Genomic DNA, 21,346 nt, shown 5'->3' on the forward strand with positions numbered 1-21,346 from the left:
TGGATTTAAGATAGTGCCCTTTACATGAACTTTAAATAGATGAGGTTGAAAATTAACACTAGATTGTTATGTTGAACGTTACATAAACGAAAGGAGCTTAACAATGCCAAGAAATAAGCTTTTGTCATCCTTGCTGGTAGTTGTGTTGCTTGTATCCTTCTTTGCGAATTTCTCCTCTAAAGTTTACGCCGAGGAGGTTATTGCGGAGGACAAGCCTGTTTTAAATAACGGAATCTACGAAATAAGCAACCCTGAGCAGTTACTCTATATAAGCCAGAATTTCGGCGATCCCGATATTCCCAAAGACGGTTATTACAAGCTGATGAACGATATCGATATGAAGCTGATTACTAACTTCGAGCCATTCGGCAGATTTTACGGCACCTTCGATGGCAACCACAAAGTGATAGCTAATCTCAGAATTGATATGCCAAACAGCGGAACCGTAGGTTTTTTCAATCATCTTGGCGATTCCGATGTGCAGGCGGTTGCCAAAAACCTTGGCCTTGTCGATGTGTATATCCGCGGCGGACAAACGGTCGGCGGCGTGGCCGGCATGCTGTGGGGTACGGTCGAGAATGTATATGTAACGGGCGAGGTCATCGGCAGCGACCATAGCGTAGGCGGTATTGCAGGCAGAATTCCGGAGTACAGCTCCGGTACGATCAAGCAGACGCCCGCTCCGGACAAGGCCGCGCATCCCACGATCAGGAACAGTTATTCCCTCGCCAATGTCAGGGAAGAAGGGACCAAAGACAGTCAGGGCGGGCTGGCTGGACGTGTTCTGAACCCCAATACACTCATCGAGAACAGCTACTCGGCCGGCATCATTGACGGTTATACAAGAGTTGGCGGGCTTGTCGGCGATTTGAGAACCGGCGTGATCCGAAACAGTGTCGCTGCCAATCCGCTGATGACAGCAGCTGCCAATTCAGGCAGTGTAGGTTCGGCCGTGGGGCGGGTAAAGGCAGTTCCCGATCCCGATCCCGACCCGGATGTGGATTTGTATCCTCAAGCTGTTGCCACGGATCTCTTGTCGTTCGATAAAATGAAGAAGGTTGGCGACGCCAGCGGCGAATCGTTTGACGGCACAACCAAAACGGATGCACAGTTGTATGACCAGGCTACCTATGAAGCTCTGGGCTGGGATTTCGGGCATACATGGGAAATGCTTACGGTTACCGACGGAGGCAAAACGTTCAGTTCCCCCGTGCTGCAAGGCTTCGAGCATCAGGAGCTCGCCTTTGATTTCGATAACTATCTCTCCAGCATTGAAGTAACGGTGCAGGCAGGAGATGTCGAGTCCGATTCTGTCACCATCGACGTCTATGCGACCGATACGGAAGATCGGGAAGCCAAGATTACGGATTACAGCATTATTCAATCCGCCAAGCGGCCGACCACCGATCAAATCAAATGGGAGCAGCAGCCGCAGAAAACATTTACCGGCCTTGCTCCGTCAACGCAGTATACCTTTTGGATTAAGGTGCAGAGCGAAGACGGGAAGGAAAGCGGCTGGTCTCAGTTCAAGCAATACACCAAATACGCAATTCTGACCGATAAGATACCCAAGGATATAAGCAATTCCATTACATTGGATCCCCAAACAAGCGCATCCTTCGTCTGGTCGACAGACAATATCGATCTGGCGGACAGCACCGTTGAGATTGTGAAAAAGACCGACTCGGCATCTTTTCCGTCGAATCAATCCATAAGATTCAAGGGGAAGAACGAGGTCAAAGAAGTTCATATGACCCCGGGCGAGCTGGTCTTTGACGGAATAAGAAACTTCCACAGCGTAAGCGTGACAGGGCTGGAGCCCGGAACGGAATATATTTACCGGGTAGGAGATGCCGCCGAGAATACTTGGAGTCCTGCCGGAAGCTTCAAGACGGCGCCTGCTTCGGATGACTCGTTAATGTTCACTTACATGGCCGACCCGCAGGTTTCTAACTCGAGCGCGGCAAGCGCGGCGACATTCAAGACAGCGCAAGAGATGTTTCCCGGTGCGTCTTTCACCTATATTGCCGGAGATCACACTGAAAGCGGCAGTTCCAACGGACAGTGGGATGTGCTTTTCCAGGCGGGGCAGGACTCCTTCATGAAAACTCCTGTCGTGTCTGCGCTGGGTAATCACGATGAGGAAAATATGATTAAATATTATATGAATAATCCGGACGACCCGGACGCGGGGCTGCCAAGTGTTTATTCCTTCGACTACGGTCCAGCCCATTTCTCTGTGCTTAACTCGGAGCACTACTCCGGGGAAGGCTTGGACAAGCAGATTGATTGGCTGAAGCAGGATGTGGCTGATTCGGATAAAAATTGGCATATCGTGATGCTTCATAAATCGCTTTACGCCGCAACGGATCATGTAGACGATGAGGACATTAACGATCTCAGGGTCGCTCTTGCACCTGTTTTACAGGAGTTGAACATAGACGCTGTGCTGATGGGACATGACCATAGCTTTTCGAGGGGCTTTGTCAAGGACGGCTATAATGCCAAGCCTGAAAAGCTGGCAGATAGCGGCAGCGAAGTGTTCATCAAGCCGGACTCACCTTTGTACATCGTGAACGGAACGATGGGGAACTCGAAATGGTACCAAAAAATAAAATACGACAACACCTTGTATCATGTTTCGCCGGACTATGAATTTATCGATAAAACTTCGGCAACCTATGATACCTCGCTCCATCAGCAGAGTTTTACGGCTGTTAAAATAGAGAATGGCGTGATGTCGCTGGACACGTACTTCCTGGAATATGATGCGAACGATCCGAACGGGTACGCGATAGCGCCGTATCTGTACGACTCAATCAAAATATCGAAAAACGATTACTACTGGCCCAAAGACAGCCAGCTAACGGCAAGCGATGTGACGCAAAACAGCTTATCCCTGGCATGGACGCCTGCGAATACACATGCGGAAAACGCCCAATACCGGTTGTACAAGGACGGATCGGTCATGGATACGGTTTACGGCAATTCTTACGGCGTCACGGGCCTGACCAAAGATACAACCTATAATTTCAAGGTCGAAACAGCCGACACTTCCGGCGGCTGGAGCAGCAACGGTCCGGCTATTACGGTGCGGACGCCAGGCGACAAACCAGACGCTTCCAGCAATGCCGCTTTAAGCTCGCTTGCTTTAAGCGGGATTACATTAGACCAGACGGTGACAGGGAATGTTTATGCCTATACGGCGACTGTACCAAACGCTGTCTCCGTAACCAACGTTACCTATGAGACTGCCGACAGCCGCGCATCCGCGTATCTGCAGCTTGACGGCGTGAGGATAGATAATCCGGTTAATCTGCGTGTCGGCTCCAATGACATCAGCGTTGTCGTTACCTCCCAAGCCGGGACAACGCAAACCTATTCGGTTGATGTAACGCGCAGAGGCATTGACTCGTGGCCTTCTTCACCGTCTAATCCGGCGGCGCCTGGACAAGATGATTTTAAAGTGAGTGATGCGACAAAATCCCTGTTGGGGCAAGACGCTTCTTCCATTCTGACGGCTCCGGTCACCGTTCAGCAAAATGCCGATGGAGTAACCGTCAATACCGTCAATGAAACTGAGCTGCTGGCAATGATGGCTGATACAGCCAATATTAAAGCCATTGTTGTGCCTGTATCGGTTTCCAGGAATGGCAAGTCCATTACGAGCTTTACGCCGGAACTGCTGACGGAAGCAGGCAAACAGGAGGCTTCGGCGAAGATCGTGCTTCAGGGCGACGGCTTCGCATACGAAATTCCGGCGGCATTCATGAACGTGGACGCTCTAGCGAGAAAGCTCGGCCTGGATGCTTCAACCGTACAAAAGGCGACCATCAACGTGTCGATGAATGTAGTCTCGGATGCGGCTGCTCTTGAAGCCATCAGCAAGAGCGGAGGTAAGCTGCTGTCCAAAGCCGTTGAGTTTGCGATTTCAATAGCTTCCGACGGCAAGAATTATGATTTCAACGATTTTGAAGGAACTTACATCAACCGGTCTTTTGAACTCGATAGTGCTGCAGATCCTGCAAAATCGGTAGGAGCAGTCATTCATGACGACAGTTCTGTATCGCCTGTCCCGACCGTCTTCCCGAATGTTGGGGATCGGGCTGTGGCAGTTGTAAAAGCGGATCATAACTCGACCTATGCCGTACTCGGACACAGCACTGCGCTTACCGATATCGCCAATTCGTGGGCCAAGGAATTTATCCAGACGCTTGCCGACAAGATGATTATTAACGGGTACGAGGATGGAACATTCAAGCCCCGCAGCAACGTAACCCGCGCTGAATTTGTCACCATGCTGGCCGGCGGTTTGGGACTGGCCGATAAAGATGGAGCATCCAGCTTCACCGACGTATCGCCATCCGCGTGGTATGGGGAAGTTGTCCATGCAGTTAGAGAGCGCGGATTTATTACCGGTTACGAAGACGGGAGCTTCAAGCCCAACCAACAAATTTCACGGCAGGAAGAAGCTGTCATTCTTCTGCGGGTATTGAAATACCTGAACAAGCAGCCTGCGTCTGTCGACGCAGATGGCTTTAAGGATTCCGCTGCCATTGCCGGATATGCCAAGCAAGCAGTTTCCGTCCTGGCAACCTTAAACATCGTTGGAGGAGACGAGAACGGAAACTTTAATCCTGCGGGCTTCGCAACCCGTGCCGAAACAGCGAAAATGATGATGAACCTCATGAAGGAAACCGATTTTTTAAGTGAATAACAGCCGGGGCCGATGCAGACATGTAATTTGCTGCAGCTGCCCAGGGCAAGTAAAACGATACTCTCCATAATTTACGCATAAAGGAGCTGCCGCGGCAGCTCCTTTTATTGTGCACCCAGCATGGGCGCTATCTCTAGGGTTCAAGTCCCGAATGGTGAAGGCAGTAGTAGTCATAGCTTAAGGCAAGGGTGTCCACCGCGAGGTGGAATCTGAAGGAAGCCGGCGGCAAATCTCCGGTCTGAGGAACACGAACTTCATATGAGGCTAATGTACGTTGGATGAGGTTGCAGTACAAACCAAAGTCCTTACTGCCGAAGGCGTACGAGAGTAAATGAAGCAGATAGATGGAGAGGAAGATAGCGTTCTTACCTGGGGAGATCTGTACGGAACGCGAAATAATTTCGTAATCCTGCTTGTGAAAGTAGGCTGAACGTACAGAAGTCAGCAGAGGCCATAGTACGGAAGCTGTTGCAACAGCTCCCGGAAGGGCTGAACATGAAATAGGTATTTGTACATCAAGGCGTTCAGGATGAGTGGTGAAGGCAGAAAATCCGAAAGGACCTGACTGAAAGAAGGAAGCGGTGAATTCCGTGTGGGGCTTCGGCAGGGCAGAGCTTATCTCTGGCACAAGAGGAAAGTACAAATCACGTAAGGAGTTGTAGAAATGTTGGAGCAGTTGCTGTCCCGGGAAAACCTTCTTGAAGCATTAAAGCGTGTAGAAGCAAATAAAGGAAGCCACGGAGTAGATGGCATGTCTGTAAAATTCCTACGGGAACACATCGTACAAAACTGGCTGACGATACGCAAAGAGATAGAAGAAGGAACCTGCCAGCCCAGCCCTGTACGTCGGGTCGAAATCCCGAAACCGAATGGTGGCGGCGTCAGGATGTTAGGTATACCTACCGTAACAGACCGAATGCTCCAGCAAGCAATCGCACAGGTGTTAAACCCATTGTTTGATCCACAATTTTCCGAACATAGTTATGGGTTCCGGCCTAAAAGGCGCGGGCATGATGCCGTGAGGAAAGCAAGAGAATTCATGAAAGAAGGATATGGATTCGTTGTCGATCTGGATTTGGAGAAATTCTTTGACCGTGTTAACCATGATCGCCTCATGTTGAAGATTTCGGAGAAAGTGAAGGATAAGAAAGTTCTCCTGCTTATCCGCAAATACCTGCAATCGGGCGTGATGGAGAACGGTTTGGTTAAACCGACGAATGAAGGGACGCCACAAGGCGGACCTCTTAGTCCGTTATTATCCAATATCGTACTCGATGAGTTGGACAAAGAATTAGAGAAACGTGGACACCGCTTCGTCCGGTATGCGGACGATTGTAACATCTACGTGAAAACCCAAAGAGCAGGCGAACGAGTCAAGGCATCCGTTACCCAATTCATCGAGAGAAGACTAAAGCTAAAGGTAAACCAAGCAAAGAGCGCGGTAGATCATCCATGGAAGCGAAAGTTTCTAGGATTTAGTTTTAGTATGAGAAAAGGGCTGCTTAAGATAAGGATTGCAAAACAATCCTTACAGAAAGCAGAGACCAGGATTCGGGAGATAACCTCTCGAAGAAGGGCGATGAAGATGGAAGAGCGAATCAAAGAGCTGAACCAATACTTAATGGGTTGGTGCGGATACTTCTCGCTGGCGGACACGCCAAGTGTCTTTCTGAATATGGACAAATGGATTCGAAGAAGGCTAAGAATGTGTCTTTGGAAGCAATGGAAGAAAACGAAAACCAAAGTCAAACGGCTTATATCCTTAGGCATGCCTAAGGATAAAGCCTTTGAATGGGGAAATACCCGAAAAGGGTACTGGCGAATTGCAGGAAGTCCAATATTGAGCAGGGCACTCAATAATCGCTATTGGGAATCCCATGGATTGAAGAGCTTAGCGGACAGATATAACTCGCTACGGAATATTTCATGAACCGCCGTATACCGAACGGTATGTACGGTGGTGTGAGAGGACGGGGGCTAGCCGCCCCCTCCTACTCGATTATGACGGATTGTTAATCTAAGTGCGGCAGTTACCCATAGAGTCATGGACTTCAGACATATCGACTGCAAGTGGATGATATGGTATTATTTGAGAATAACATAGTCATATAAGGAGGTTATGTAATGGGAACAGGTAATCCGGTAACGATTACAGTAGAAACAATCGTTCATTCTCCCGTCGAAAGCGTGTGGGAATATTGGACGGAACCGAAGCATATCAAACAATGGAATAAGGCCTCCGATGACTGGCACACGCCACACGCCGAGAATGATCTGAAGCCCGGCGGTAAATTCGTCTCAAGAATGGAAGCCAAAGACGGCAGCTTTGGATTTGATTTCGGCGGCGTGTACGACGAGGTGAACATTAACGAGAGCATCTCCTATACGATGGCTGACGGCAGAAAAGTGAAGATCGCTTTTATTCGCCAAGACAACGACACGCGAATCATTGAATCATTCGACGCGGAAGAGACCAACGCCATCGAGATGCAGCAAGCCGGATGGCAGGCCATTATAAATAATTTCAAAAAATATGTGGAAACAGCTGTACAATAATAAAAAACGTTCGCAGTTTTAGAAGCGCATGCCGACATCGGCATGCGCTTTGCTATGTACGCCCGGCAGGGGCGTCATCTAAGACGCCGCATAATCGCGGCTTTTTTCATTATATGGATATATATTCTTTTCCGCGTTCTCCGGCAGCTGTTATGAACCCCTGCATGGACTCTACATTCAACAGCAAGTCACCTGAAGGTTACAAGATGAGTAAATAGTGCCTCCTTGTGGAAGGATTACCTCTCATTCATACTGGATTTATGACTTGGTAGAACCAATCGCAATTTAAATCGAAATCGGAGGAAACCCTAAAATGCTAAAACGCAATCTTGGCCAAAGCAACGAAGCATTGTCGGCGATCGGACTCGGTTGTATGGGGATGTCGGATATGTACGGGGATGCGGATCGACTGGAGAGCATCGCAACGATCCACGCGGCGATGGAGGCGGGAATTACACTTTTGGATACCGGAGATTTCTATGGGTCAGGTCACAATGAAATGCTGATTAGCGAAGCACTGAAGGGGAGAAGCCGTGAGCAGGCTTTTATCGCTGTTAAATTTGGTGCCTTGCGCGATCCGAAAGGTGGTTGGGGCGGCTTCGATGGTCGTCCTGCTTCCGTGAAAAATTTCCTTGCCCAGTCTTTAAAACGTCTAGACACCGATTATATCGATTTGTATCAACCAGCGAGACTTGATCCGAACGTACCGATCGAAGAGACGGTTAGCGCGGTCGCGGACATGGTTCAGGCGGGATACGTCCGGCATATCGGATTATCCGAGGTAGGTGTGGATACCATTCGCCGCGCTCATTCCGTGCATCCTGTCTCATGGCTGCAAATCGAATATTCTCTGTTCAGTCGCGGCATTGAGCGGGAGATTTTGCCTGTATTGCGTGAGCTGAAGATTTCGCTAAGTGCGTACGGGGTACTGTCCCGGGGGCTTCTGAGCGGAGCATGGGCGAAGGAACGATCAGGCAATCCGGCGGATATCCGCAACTTTGGGCCGCGTTTCCAGGGGGATAATCTGGAGCGTAATCTGGAGCTGGTCGAGAAGTTGCGCAGATTGGCAGAATCTCACGGCACCAATGTGGCGCAATTGGCTATTGCGTGGGTAATCGGTCAAGGGGAGAACATCATTCCGCTGATTGGTGCCCGCAAGCGCACACAATTGAACGATGCATTGAACGCAGTGGAAATACATCTGTCTCCCGGGGAATTGAATGATATAGGCAGCGTATTTGCCCCCGAAGAGGTGGCGGGAGAGCGTTATGACAAACATTCGATGGCATTATTGGACAGTGAGAAATAAAGAACCAGAAGACTAAAAAAAGAAGCTCTCAGGATGATGTTCCTGAGAACTTCTGAATCATATCCTAATTTATCAGCTTTAGAGGACATCGAAGCGTCGAAGGCAGTTTTATGCGTGGGGAGTGCTGCTGCTTTGCGCCAGGCGTTGACGATGGTTGGCCCCCCATTCAAACATGATGTCAAACATAGGCCCTAACGTATGCCCGTATACCGTCAATGAATACTCTACCTTTGGAGGGATATCAGGAATGACATTACGGTTTACTAAACCGTCTTCTTCCAGTTCACGAAGCTGCTGAGTCAGCATTTTCTGGGATATGCCTGAGAGCCTCCGGCGCAATTCGTTGAACCGCCGGGTCTTACCAACCAATTCATACAGCAGCTGCAGCTTCCATTTCCCGCTGAGAACGCGAAGGGTTGCCTCGATATTGATATCGCATTCTTCCTCATGTTCAGTGATTACTTCTCCATTTCGCAGCTGTTGCTCCTCAGTCGTCGTTATTTGATCCGGCGAAGTGTCGTTAAGCTCTGGATTTTCTTTCGTCATATTCCCCACCCCCTTTTTGACAAACACACTCTACCAAGAATACGGTAAGTTCCCAATAGAAAGCAACTTATGAGCAATCAACATTGGACTATAGTTGGGAGGATCATTCGATATATACAATATTCAAACAAAGGACTGAATATAGTTACCGACCTAGTTTGGGCAAATCGGACGGGGTTTTCCAGACGCTAAAAATTACATTATGATAGCCTCGAGAGCACACCTCGTTAGAAAAGGGCATCATTCCAGAATTTTTATTAATTATCTTTTTGCACGCAAATAATTTATCCACTTTCATGAAAAACGATCTAAGATGTAAACTTGATTTCCTTGCCAAAGTTCTGGAAGATTTAAACGAAAAGACTGATGGGAGAGAACTCCAAAATGACACTTTACGACAAAACGACATTGAAGCAAGCTTATAACCGATTCGCCGCACATAGGGATCAGGCAGAAATTGAGCCTTGGAAGTTTGAAGAACGGGAACGGTTTGTCGGGAAAGTCCTTCAAGAAAACCGCTCAACCCTTCTTGAAATCGGCGCCGGAACAGGGCGTGACAGTTTCTATTTCGAGCAAAGGGGGCTTCGCGTCACCTGTGCTGATCTTTCCGAAGAGATGGTGAAGCTTTGCAGGGAGAAGGGGCTGAATGCTTATTGCATGGACTTCTCCGAATTAACATTTGATGCAGATAGCTTTGACGCAGTATTTGCGCTAAACTGCCTCCTCCATGTGCCGAAGGCTCGGCTTGATTCCGTATTGGGTCAAATCGCCAAGGTCCTCAGACCTGGCGGGCTGTTCTTTTATGGCGTATACGGCGGACAGGATTCGGAAGGGGTTTGGGAAAAGGACTTCTATGAACCAAAACGCTTTTTCACCATGTTTCAGGATGATTCCATCCAGGAAGTTGTGAGGTCCAGATTTCGGGTAGAAGACTTCCACACTGTTCCTATGGGTGAAGGGGCTCCCCATTTTCAATCGCTACTGCTTCGAAAGTGATAACTTCTTTTTCACCTGTACCTTTTAATGTATCTAACAAGCTTACTTCAACAGCCGGTTAAAGAAAGATTCGGCTTACGGGTACAATAGTGAGGAGCTTGTCACGCGGAAGCCGCATGACACCGAAGTAGAAGTGCCGAGGGTGAATTCAGCCGGACAACCGCTGCGAGCCTAAGTCTGACGACCCATTCGCTATCACTCACTTTAAGCTAGTAGACATGTAATGCCGGAAGATAAGAAAATTGTCCCAATAAAATCGGTTAATAAGCGGCTTTCATTTATGGGATCAAGTTCTTGTCAATTGCTGATGAAGAGAACTTGATCCCGTTCCCGATTGAAGTACGAAAATATTTACAGACGTTTTACTGTTTTACCGTTAATAGGGTTCTCCCAGTGTCGTGCGTAGGGTATCAACATCCTTGTTGATCGCTTCGGTTGCTTTGCGAATAGCCGAGTTCACATCGAGTCCATTGATTGCCAAATCTTCGGTGGCCTCTGTCAGCCGGATGATGATGTCCGTCTCGTAAGGGTGGATATAATGGTTCAGAATCGGCGTACCTACAAACACATTCTGGATCGTTTTTCCTTTCAGTACCGGAATATCCTGTCCGAATTCCTTCTCCAGCTCCGGATTGATAATGGCGGGCACTCTGCCGTTGCGAGCGATTATGCGCTGCCCTTCATCCGACAGAAGCTCCTGGAGCACCTGGAAAGCTTCGTCTTGGTGCGGGCTTTTGCTGCTGATTCCGATGGTATGAATTTGTGCCTCCCTAGTCTTGGGCAATTGATCCTCAAAGTTCGGAGAAGGGGCGAAATCCCAATTGAATTCCACACCCTGCTGGCGCAGTTCCTCTAACGGACCCACCATGTTCGCCAGGAAGGAGACCCGCATTCCAATCACCTGATCCTTCATGAACTGATCCCTGCCCCAGTTCCAGAACTTGTCTGTCGCAATATAACCGGGAATATCGAAAATCCTTTTTTGCAAATCGAATATCCTTCGCCACTCCGGCGTATCGACAGCGGCATCGCCTGTCTCTGCATCAAGCAGCGGAAGAGCGAGCGATTTGGACAATCCGGTCAGATTGTCTGCGGCCAGACCGACATAGTGAACGCCGCTCTCGGTCCGGGTTAGTTTAGCTGCGATCTCCAGTGTCTGGTCCCACGTCAACTGCTTCTCCGTCGGATAAGGAACGCCGAATTTGTCGAAGAGATCCTTGTTGTAATACATGATTTGCTGATTTATATTGAACGGAAGCGCGGAAATAGCATCGCCCCGGCCCTTGGTAATGCTCTGTCGATCCGTAGCTATAAAACTTCAGTTCCAGCGGTTCGGCGCCCAGCTTCTTGAAATCTTCGGCATCGGCACTTTCATTACCCGGATGAGAGTCGGGAACATTTGGGCTCCCAATGTTCCCCGTTGATGTGCAAGCTCCAAGAAACACCGTTAGCATCGCGAGTTGAAGCCAAGTGATCGTCCTTCTCATTGTTCATCCTCCATGTCTGTACAGCAAATTAGGGTTACCCCGCCGTTCCTGTTGGAATGCCAGTCTTTGCCGAAACCAAAAAACCGAAGAAGCCCGCAGGCATTCTCCGGTGATCCGGTAGGTATTGTTGGCACAAAATTTATCCGGAGGCATTCAGCGCGGCAAGACTTTGGCCGTTGGCAGCCCATACTTTCTTGTGTTGGTTGTCGGGACGCGCAAGACCAAGATTTTCCCGCAGCGTCTTGCCCTCATACGCAGTACGGAAGATTCCGCGGTTCTGCAGCTCCGGTATCACCTTGTCCACGAAAGCTTCCAGACCGGACGGAATAATCGGCGGCAAAATGTTGAACCCGTCGGCGCCTCCTTCGCGAAACCATTTCTCAATGAAGTCCGCTACCTGCAGGACGGACCCCGTAAAGGTAACATGGCCATGTCCCCCTGCACTCCGGCTCAGGAACTGCTTGATCGTAAATTGATCCCGGATCGCAGCATCGATGATCACATCCCGTCGGGATGTGATTCCGACTCTGAAGTCCTCCGCTGGCCTCAACTTATCCAGCGGTACAGGCGCATCCAGCGGATATTCCGACAGGTCTACCGTAAAGAAACGGGACAAGTTTTGAAGGGAATGCTTCGTATTAAGCAGTGAAAATAACTCCTCCTCGAGGTCCCTGGCCTCGGCTTCCGTATCGCCGATAATCGGGCTCAATCCTGGTAATATGAGCAGTTGTTCCGGATTTCTCCCAAACTTGCCCAGTCTTCCTTTCACATCCCTATAGAATTCCTGCGCGGCTCCAAGCGTCTGTTGAGCGGTAAAGATTGCTTCTGCTGTCCTTGCCGCCAATTCCTTGCCGCCTTCGGAAGATCCGGCCTGCACGAGTACCGGATAGCCCTGCGGAGGACGTGGAATATTCAGTGGACCCTTCACTTTATAATATTCACCTTGAAAATTAATACTGTAGACCTTGTTTGAATCCAGCTGCTGACCCTTCTCTTTGTCATACACGAGAGCGTCTTCTTCCCAGCTGTCCCATAATTGCCTGACAACATCTACGAATTCCTCACCGACCTTGTATCGCTGCTCTACATCCGGATGCTCATCCCGGCCGAAATTATGCGCCGCCGACTGGGCTCCTGTCACGATATTCCATGCAGCGCGTCCTTTGCTGATATGATCCAGCGAAGCAAATTGACGGGCAAGATGGAAGGGGTCGTTATAGGTCGTTCCGACTGTAGCGATAAAACCGATATGCTTCGTAAGCACGGCAAGCGCGGAAAACAGTGTGAACGGCTCGAATCGGCGGGATGCGCCAGAGTATCCATCCGCAACAAACAAAGAATCAAGTAACCCACGTTCAGCGATTCTCGCCTGATTGACGAAATGCGCCAGGTCCAGACCTCCGTTCGGATTAACCGATGGATGCCTCGAGGAAGCGGCATGATGTCCGGTACTGCGAATGAATACGTTGAAATGGGCTTTTCTATTGACGTTAGTCAACTTGTTCACCTCATATTCTTCTTTTTTATTCGGAGCCAATTCCGGCTCTACTGCACTGGATCGGATACGTTTTCCTTGTTGGCCTGGTACCGGGCAGTCCATATTTCCCTATTTTTGTTCTCGGGTCGAGTCAGTCCGAGATTCTCGCGCAAGGTCGTACCCTCATAGGCTGTACGGAAAATTCCACGGTTCTGCAGCTCGGGAATGACCTTGTTAATAAACGTTTCCAGGCCATGAGGCACAACCTGCGGCAATAAATTGAATCCGTCCGCTCCGTGCTCCCGCACCCATTTTTCGATAAAATCCGCTACCTGAATGTAGGAGCCCGTATACGTGACATGCCCGTGTCCACCGGCGCTTCGATTCAGAAATTGACGAATCGTAAACTTCTCTCTGCGGACCGCATCGAGAACGACTTCGCGCCGGCTGGTAATACCGCTCTTACGGCTGCCGTCTTCCGGTTTGATTTTATCGATCGGCAACGGATCATCCAGCGAATACTCGGACAGATTGACGGAAAAAAAGCGCGAAGCCCGCTCAAGCGAATTCTCAAGATTCAAGAGGCCGAACAGATCATTCTCCAAATCTTTGGCCTCCGCTTCCGTTTCTCCGACGATGGGCGCAAGGCCGGGCATGATCACCAGTTGGTCAGGCTTCCTTCCGTACTTAGCCAATCTTCCCTTGACGTCGGCATAGAAATTCTGTGCGGCTCCCAGCGTTTGCTGCGCAGTAAAGATTACCTCGGCATGCTTGGCCGCCAATTCCTTGCCGTCTTCAGAGGAACCCGCCTGCACCAGAACGGGGTAACCCTGAGGAGGACGCGGGATGTTCAAGGGTCCTTTGACATTAAAGAATTTGCCTCTGAAATCAATTTCGTGAAGATTGATATGGTTAACCCGCAGCTCACTTTCCCCGATGCTGCCCGCACCTTCATCATCCCAGCTATCCCATAGCTGTTTGGTAACTTCGACGAATTCGTCGCCGATTGCATATCGTTCGCTCTGCTCCGGATAACCTCCCCACCTCGTAATGTTGTCCCCATCTCCCGGCGAATGCCCCGTGACAATATTCCAGGCGGCCCGGCCATTGCTCAAGTAATCAATCGACGCCAGCTTGCGGGCCACATGAAACGGATCGTTGTAGGTCGTGCTAACCGTTCCGATCAATCCGATATGCTTCGTCAAAGCTGCCAACGCCGAAAGCAGAGTGAACGGCTCCAGCCTTCTGCCCGTTCCGGAATAATTGTCTGCCGTAAACAGCGAATCGATGAAGCCCCGCTCAGCCAAAAGAGCCAGTTCTGCATATTTATCAATATCCAGATCGCGTTCAGGTTCCGCTTCGGGGTGCCTCCATCCGCCAGCATGGTGGCCTGCTATACGCACAAACACATTCAGATGCACTTTCCGATTACGTTCGCCCAATTCATTCCACACTCCATTTTCGAAAATAATGATGGTCTGTCAGCAGAGCTGCTCGCCTGATCTGAAGGATCCAATGAGCTAACAACAAAAAACCGCAAACGAGCCGCAAGGCTGTTTCCGGTTGACCGGTAAATATATTATATTCGCATAAGAATACTGTGAAATAAACTTACTGCTGTATTGTGTATGTTGTCAAGTTATTTTTATGTTCGAAGTGAGGGGAGGAGGCAGCCGACCTAAGTGAATAGGCTGTCTTTCACAACTAACAGGCATTAGTGTTAAATTCTGGGATTATCTGCGATAATTTTGATTTTCTTGTAAGGAACACTTACATAAATGCTTGTAAGTTTCTTGTAATATCTTTATACTTTACTCAAGCTTAAATATCCTCGTGTAAGAATACAGGAATAAATATGTTCCTTAACTCACTCTAAAAAAGACCCACAACATCCTCTGTTTCTACTTCTATTGATTTTCGCTTCCTCCCATCTAAGATGACATTCTCTCTGATTTGAGTCGCAAATTGTATGTATTGATTCTATTACTAACGTTTGATTCACCTTAAAGGGGGTGGTTATCAAAAAAAGGCAAGCCAGATTTGGTTGTGTGCTTCTCGCCGGTTAGTGGTTTTTTTGGTGTTTCTGAGAGTACTAGTTTTGTTATTGCTGTAAGCAAAAATGTATTCCAAAAATTTGGAGAAGATCCTACCGTTTTCTATTCCATTTTAAAGGAGTGTAGTAGACTTGGTCACAGCGAAAAAAACTAAAAAAACGTTCTCATTCGGGATGGCTTTCCTTCTGGCAGTGTCTATTGTTATTCCGGTTGGCGCTGCTCCTGCAGCGGCGGCATCAGACAAAGTCGATTTGCGATCTGCTTCCCCGGATTTGATTACGGCGAAAGTAGATTCCAAGCTTAACAAACTTTTTGAAGAAGACAAGTACGTGACTTATCTCGTCAAATTAAGTGAGCAAGCAGATACGGGACTTGCTGCTCAGAAGGCATTTGAACTCGCAACGGCTCAAAAGGCAACACCTGCGGCCGCGAAGAAGTCAGCAAGGACATCAGTCGTAAATACGCTTCGAGAGGCTGCAACCCGTACTCAAATCCCTATTCTAAAGTATCTGGATGCGCAGCAGGCTTCAGGAGGAGTTAAGGAATACAAGAGCTTCTTTATCGTCAACTCCCTGGCTGTGACCAGTACGAAGGAAGTAATGGAAGAACTCGCTCTCCAGCCCGGAATTGATAAAATTCTTCCGAACGAAGAACGCTTTCTCCAGGAAGTTACCGTGGACAAGAATGCTTCCACACCAAAGACAAGCGCTACAGCCAGCGGTTCTTCTACTGCTGTTAAGGGCTCCGAGGCAAAAGCCTCAGATTTTGACCCTGAAAACATCGAGTGGAACATTGCACAAGTCAATGCTCCTGAAATATGGGAACAGGGAATCGATGGTTCCGGTATTGTTGTAGCTAACTTGGATACAGGCGTTGAGTATACGCATCCTGCATTGGCAAGCAAGTGGCGCGGTTTGGATGCGAGTGGCAATGTCGTGGATCCGGAGCTCAGCTGGTACGATCCGCACAGCGGTTCTTCGATGCCGACGGATGCTGAGGGTCACGGAACGCATACGATGGGTACGATGGTTGGTTCCGAGGAGGATGGCACCAATATTATAGGCGTTGCTCCCGGTGCGAAATGGATGGCGGTCCGGATTTTTAATCCATCTACAACGGATGCCATCATCCTCGACGGTGCGCAGTGGCTGCTTGCTCCGGTTGATGAAGAAGGAAATCTTCACCCTGAACTTGCGCCGGATGTTGTAAACAACTCCTGGGGCGGAGGTCCAGGCATCGACGAGTGGTTCCGTCCGATCGTACAAGCCTGGCGGGATGCTCAGATTTTCCCTGAGTTTTCTGCAGGTAACACTTCAATAACGAATCCCGGCGGACCTGGATCTGTTGCAAACCCGGCCAACTATCCGGAATCGTTCGCTACCGGGGCTACGGATGTTAACGGCAACCTGGCAGATTTTTCACTTCAAGGGCCTTCTCCTTATGGCGAGATCAAGCCTGAGGTTTCTGCACCTGGTGTAAACATCCGTTCATCTGTTCCTGGCGGCGGTTATGAAGGCGGCTGGAACGGAACGTCAATGGCTGGCCCTCATACAACAGCGATCGCAGCGCTCCTGCTGCAAGCCAATAATTCGCTCACTGTAGACGATCTGGAAGATATCTTGACGGAAACGGCGACGGAAAGAACCGATAGCAATTTTCCGGATTCGCCTAACAACGGTTATGGACATGGTATCGTAAATGCGCTTGATGCGGTTGGTTCTGTCCTTCAAGGCGTTGGATCTGTAACGGGCCGCGTAACCATTGATGGAGATGATCTGACAGCGCCTGAGCTCGAGCACACGGTAGTTGAGACCGTTTATGCGGGACTTGATACCGCAATTACAATAGGTGCGAGCGATAATGTAGGAGTAACGGATGTCAGCGTATTTGCTAGAATTAAAGGAACGGGTCTCTATGGTTACATACCAGCGGAGCTCACTTCCGGAGATGGGTTAAACGGGACTTACCGGGCAGTCATTCCTGCTTCACTCATTGAAGAACCGGGACTTGAATATTACATTCGTGTCAACGATTACGGCAATAACGGTTATGATACGAAAGTATATTCTGTAACCGTACTGGAAGGAATTGAACCTGGTTATTTCCAAAATTTCGAAAGCAATTCTGTTGGATTCCTGCCGGACTTCGAAAACCCATGGGTATGGGGAACTCCCGAAAGCGGTCCTGGAAGTGCATATTCCGGAGACAGTGTTATGGCAACGAATTTAACGGGCACTTATGCACCGGGCTCCAGCACGGCCTTAATCGCACCGCCAATCAACCTGGTTGATGTGCCGGAGGGCGGATTGTTATCCTTCAAGCAATGGTATGACCTGGAAGATAACGGCGATTTTGGAAGTGTTTATATCGCAACAGAAGACAGCGGCTATGAGTTCGAACAGCTGCTTACTTTCACCGGCAGCAGCGAGGCATGGGTCAACCAATATATCGATTTGACAGCATATGCGGGTCAAAAAGTATATATAGCTTTCTTGCTGACTTCCAATAGTTCGATTGAAGGCGAAGGGTGGTATATTGACGATTTCTCCTTGCAGCTGCCAGATGAAGAGGCTCCGGCTTCCCCGACAGAGTTGACGGGAACACCTTCCATTCTTGGTGACGTCACCCTGAACTGGACTGCTCCGGCAGAGGAAGATTTGAAAGAGTACAATGTTTACCGTTCTGACGTTTCAGGCTCAGGCTATGAGCTTATCGGAACGACTGCTGACACGACTTATGTGGACAGCATCACGATTGAAGGAGACGCCGCAACTTATTATTATGTAGTCAAGGCAAAAGATTACAGCGGGAATGAAAGCGCGGCTTCCAACGAAATTTCTGTAGATGTTCAAGTGCCCGAATCGATCTTCAGTGATTCGTTTGACAGTGCAGACGATAACGGCTGGACGCACTCAGGCACGCATGATGAATGGGAAAGAGGAGTCCCTTCTGCACCCGGGCCGGCTGCCGCTGTGAGTCCGCCTAATGCATGGGGAACGGATCTCGACAGCACCTATGAGAATGACGCGAGCTTCTCCTTGGTATCGCCTGTCATTGATTTGACTGCAAACAGCAATGCAGCTCTTACCTTTAATCAATGGTATGAGATCGAGAGAAACTATGATGATGCATACGTAGAAATAACAGCTGACGGTGGTTCAACTTGGACGGAGATCGCTTATTTCTCCGATCCGAATGAAGGAAAACAATGGTCCCCTGTATTCATTGATTTAAATGACTACGTTGGAGGCGAGGTTCAGGTACGATTCAGATTCACATCAGACGGCAGTGTTACGAATGCGGGATGGTATCTGGATGATTTCCGGGTACTTGCAGTCGAAGCTCCTGAATCTACAGCAAGCGATACAAACTCCGAAACGGTCAAAGAAAAGGCTGTAGAGAAAGCTCCTGTATTAAGAGACGTTTCTGCTCCGGTATTGAGTGACTTTGGTGCAAGCAAAAGCATTTCGACACAAGGCGATTCAGTCTCCAAAGAAGATGAGGTCGGGATTTTCAGTCTTCCTGTTTCAGCGACGGTAACCGTGGTTGAAACCGGACGTTCCGTACGTACAGATCCCTACACGGGCCGTTACAGCTTCAATCATGTGGCAGGCGATTACAATCTGAAGGTGGAATCCTATGGATACTATCCACAAACGGTTCCGGTAACCATTGCGGATGGGCAGACGCGTTCAGTCAACTTCCAATTGGAGGCTGTTCCCCAGGGCACCATTACGGGTACAGTGAGGAATGAACGTACTGGAGAACCGATTGCTGACGCGGTTATCATGGTGATGGAGGATGCACAGGTAACTCCAGTACGTACCGGAGAAGACGGAACATTTGCGCTTACCGTATATGAAGGAGAGTATAGCCTGTCCATCTCCGCACTGGATTACTACAGTAAATCCATAACAGTCGATGTTCCCGCAAACGGCACTGTAACGCAGGATGTTGATCTGAAGCCATTTATCGGCCATGCAGGCGAAATTGCTTACGATGATGGCACAGCGGAAAATGCACATGCGTTTTATGCTGCAGGTAATGGATGGGCCGTTCGGATGACACCGGAATCTGAAGCGGCTCAAGTAACCGGAGCTTCCTTCCGTTTCTGGAACACGGAATGGCCTGTACCGGGAGGGACAGAATTCAAGTATGCCATATATGATGCTTCGGGACCGGATGGCACCCCTGGACGTCAGCTCGCCGGACCATTTGATGGAACAGCTCTTCGCAATGATGAGTGGACGGTGGTCGAGTTTGCTGAACCGGTATCTGTTGCAGGTGATTTCTACATCGTCTACATCCAGACGCAGCCGGATCCGAATGCGCCAGGACTTGGTACAGACGAAAGCAGTACTGTTTCGGGGCGAAATTGGCAATTGGTCAGCGGAGTATGGTCACTTTCCCCTGTAGAAGAAGGAAATTACATGATCCGCGCAGCTGTACAGTATCCGGTCAATGCTCCAGTCTTCACATCACCGGCTGAGGATACTTACACCAATGAAGAAAGCATTACCATTACAGGTTCTTCTTCTGCCAATGGATCTACCGTTGTCATTTATAACGGGGAAGTAGAGGCAGGAACAGCAGTAGTGGAAGACAATCTGTTTGAAGCGACAATTGACTTGAATGCCGGTGCGAACGTTCTGACCGCTGAGGTATTGGTCGGTGAAGAGGTAACTGACCGCTCTGCGCCAGTCACCGTAACACTTGATCAAACGGCGCCTGAACTGGCAGTGGCTTCTCCTGAGGATGGAGAGAAAACGAATGCAGAGGCGTATGCCGTCAGTGGTACGGTAACGGATGAATTCCTAAGTGAACTTACCGTTAACGGTGAGGCTGCTGAGGTTGCTGAAGACGGCAGCTTTGTTCACCGGATATTGATTAATCCGGGTGAGAATGTCATTACTGTAACCGCCACGGACTTGGCAGGCAATGAAACGACGATTTCTCGTACGGTGATTGCAGACTGGAATGCACCGGTGATCACGAATTTGAATCCGCTCACGGATGTGCATCTCACAGTAGGGGAAGCGGTCTATGTATCCTTTGACAGTGATCCCGGTCTTTCCGCTTCCTTCCGTATCGAACTGCCTGGAAACACGCTGTCCAGTTTCAACGAAACCGCGATGACCGAAACGACATCCGGTCATTATGAAGGAGCCTATATAACTCCGGCGTCGCTGCGCCTTGAAGGCGGAGTCATCGTCGTTAGAGTATGGGATGCCGCAGGCAATGAAATTGAAGCAACGGCCCTTGGCAGAGTGTATGTAACAGAGGACGGGGAAGAGCCGGCTCCTCCAAACCTTGCACCTGTAGCGCTAATTCAAGGACCAGATGCAGCTCAGCGCAAGCGTGACGTAACGTTTGATGGCACTGCCTCCTATGATGAGGACGGCAGCATTGTCTCCTATGAATGGAATTTTGGGGACAGATCAACAGGCAGTGGCGAAACGGCTGTACATGCTTATGCGAAAAAAGGAAACTATACAGTCGAGCTGACGGTTACAGATGATCAAGGTGCAACGAACACAAAAACCTTTGCCATTAGAATCCGTTAAACCAGATTTATGAAAAAGAAGAGGTGTACGGGCTTTAGAGCCTGTACACCTCTTCTTTTTCAGTGCCGATAACTCTTATTTCCGCCAGAAAGTGGAACAGTCCGTCTTATCCAAAATATTAAACTCGATCATTTTCTCCAGTAATGAGAACTCAACCGGACGATCCCACCGGATACGTACCAGCTCCTTGGTGTGATCATAGCCAGCCTGCACAATTTCATCAGAAAAATGATTAATCCCTGTTCTTTCCGGGGCAACAGCCAAATGATGTTTGGCTACGCTAAAGCCTATTATATATGTGCCGTGATCGGTAAACATAGGCTGATTCCACGCAATTTTTGGCATTAAATTTGGAAATTTCTTCGTTACCCAAGTCAAAACTTCTTCCGTTCTGGCCCGATGCTGCGGGTTATCAATATGCGCCAAATATTCTGCAAAAACTTCCATTTTTTCTCCCTCCTAAAATAAGAATTATGTCGTTCAGAGAAGTTCCTCAAACCTCAAAACAACACCTATTATGCAAATTATAGAGCATAGAAATTGCTCCGAATAGATGGACACAGAGAAAACCTCTATAATAAATGATGCAGGGATTCATAATGGGAAAAGTGTGAAAGAACGGGCAAACCGAACCAGGGAT

The 21,346-nt window shown here is 49.0% G+C and carries 11 protein-coding genes; 6 read left to right on the forward strand and 5 right to left on the reverse strand.

Going from position 1 to position 21,346, the window contains the following annotated elements; translation table 11 throughout:
- The first annotated feature begins 103 nt into the window (after positions 1-103).
- From AC0YOB_RS07800 to AC0YOB_RS07815, 4 genes are all read left to right on the forward strand, one after another.
- The gene (locus AC0YOB_RS07800) at positions 104-4,717 is read left to right on the forward strand and encodes an S-layer homology domain-containing protein (RefSeq protein WP_475792366.1); all 4,614 of its coding nucleotides are present in this window, start codon (positions 104-106) and stop codon (positions 4,715-4,717) included.
- Between the two features lie 664 nt (positions 4,718-5,381).
- Entirely contained in the window at positions 5,382-6,647 is a 1,266-nt protein-coding gene (gene ltrA, locus AC0YOB_RS07805) for a group II intron reverse transcriptase/maturase (protein WP_475792367.1), read from the forward strand.
- A 194-nt stretch (positions 6,648-6,841) separates the two neighbouring features.
- A complete protein-coding gene (locus AC0YOB_RS07810; RefSeq protein WP_475792368.1) occupies positions 6,842-7,273 on the forward strand; it encodes an SRPBCC family protein in 432 nt (143 codons plus the stop codon).
- Between the two features lie 313 nt (positions 7,274-7,586).
- Positions 7,587-8,582 carry an aldo/keto reductase gene (locus AC0YOB_RS07815; protein ID WP_475792369.1) on the forward strand — a complete coding sequence of 332 codons (996 nt, stop codon included), beginning with the start codon at positions 7,587-7,589 and terminating at the stop codon, positions 8,580-8,582.
- A gap of 108 nt (positions 8,583-8,690) precedes the next feature.
- On the opposite strand, the gene AC0YOB_RS07820 is transcribed toward AC0YOB_RS07815, so the two are convergent.
- The gene (locus AC0YOB_RS07820; RefSeq protein ID WP_475792370.1) at positions 8,691-9,128 is read right to left on the reverse strand and encodes a winged helix-turn-helix transcriptional regulator; all 438 of its coding nucleotides are present in this window, start codon (positions 9,126-9,128) and stop codon (positions 8,691-8,693) included.
- 384 nt (positions 9,129-9,512) lie between these two features.
- Here AC0YOB_RS07820 and AC0YOB_RS07825 point away from each other — a divergent pair, with 384 nt between their 5' ends.
- Positions 9,513-10,124 carry a class I SAM-dependent methyltransferase gene (locus AC0YOB_RS07825; protein WP_475792371.1) on the forward strand — a complete coding sequence of 204 codons (612 nt, stop codon included), beginning with the start codon at positions 9,513-9,515 and terminating at the stop codon, positions 10,122-10,124.
- 376 nt (positions 10,125-10,500) lie between these two features.
- Here AC0YOB_RS07825 and AC0YOB_RS07830 read toward each other — a convergent pair whose 3' ends face one another.
- From AC0YOB_RS07830 to AC0YOB_RS07840, 3 genes are all read right to left on the reverse strand, one after another.
- Positions 10,501-11,436 (reverse strand): ABC transporter substrate-binding protein, encoded by a 936-nt coding sequence (locus tag AC0YOB_RS07830; RefSeq protein ID WP_475792974.1) that lies wholly within the window; start codon positions 11,434-11,436, stop codon positions 10,501-10,503.
- A 314-nt stretch (positions 11,437-11,750) separates the two neighbouring features.
- Complete coding sequence (locus AC0YOB_RS07835) at positions 11,751-13,109, reverse strand: LLM class flavin-dependent oxidoreductase (protein ID WP_475792372.1); 1,359 nt, start codon at positions 13,107-13,109, stop codon at positions 11,751-11,753.
- 47 nt (positions 13,110-13,156) lie between these two features.
- Entirely contained in the window at positions 13,157-14,530 is a 1,374-nt protein-coding gene (locus AC0YOB_RS07840; protein ID WP_475792373.1) for an LLM class flavin-dependent oxidoreductase, read from the reverse strand.
- Positions 14,531-15,273: 743 nt separating this feature from the next.
- On the opposite strand from AC0YOB_RS07840, the gene AC0YOB_RS07845 reads away from it, so the two are divergent.
- On the forward strand, positions 15,274-20,706 hold the full coding sequence (locus AC0YOB_RS07845; protein ID WP_475792374.1) for a S8 family serine peptidase: 5,433 nt from the start codon (positions 15,274-15,276) through the stop codon (positions 20,704-20,706).
- Between the two features lie 75 nt (positions 20,707-20,781).
- Here the strand turns inward: AC0YOB_RS07845 and AC0YOB_RS07850 are convergent, their stop codons facing one another.
- Positions 20,782-21,153 (reverse strand): iron chaperone, encoded by a 372-nt coding sequence (locus AC0YOB_RS07850; RefSeq protein ID WP_475792375.1) that lies wholly within the window; start codon positions 21,151-21,153, stop codon positions 20,782-20,784.
- Positions 21,154-21,346 lie beyond the last annotated feature (193 nt).

Source organism: Paenibacillus sp. JT31N17 (assembly GCF_056269255.1).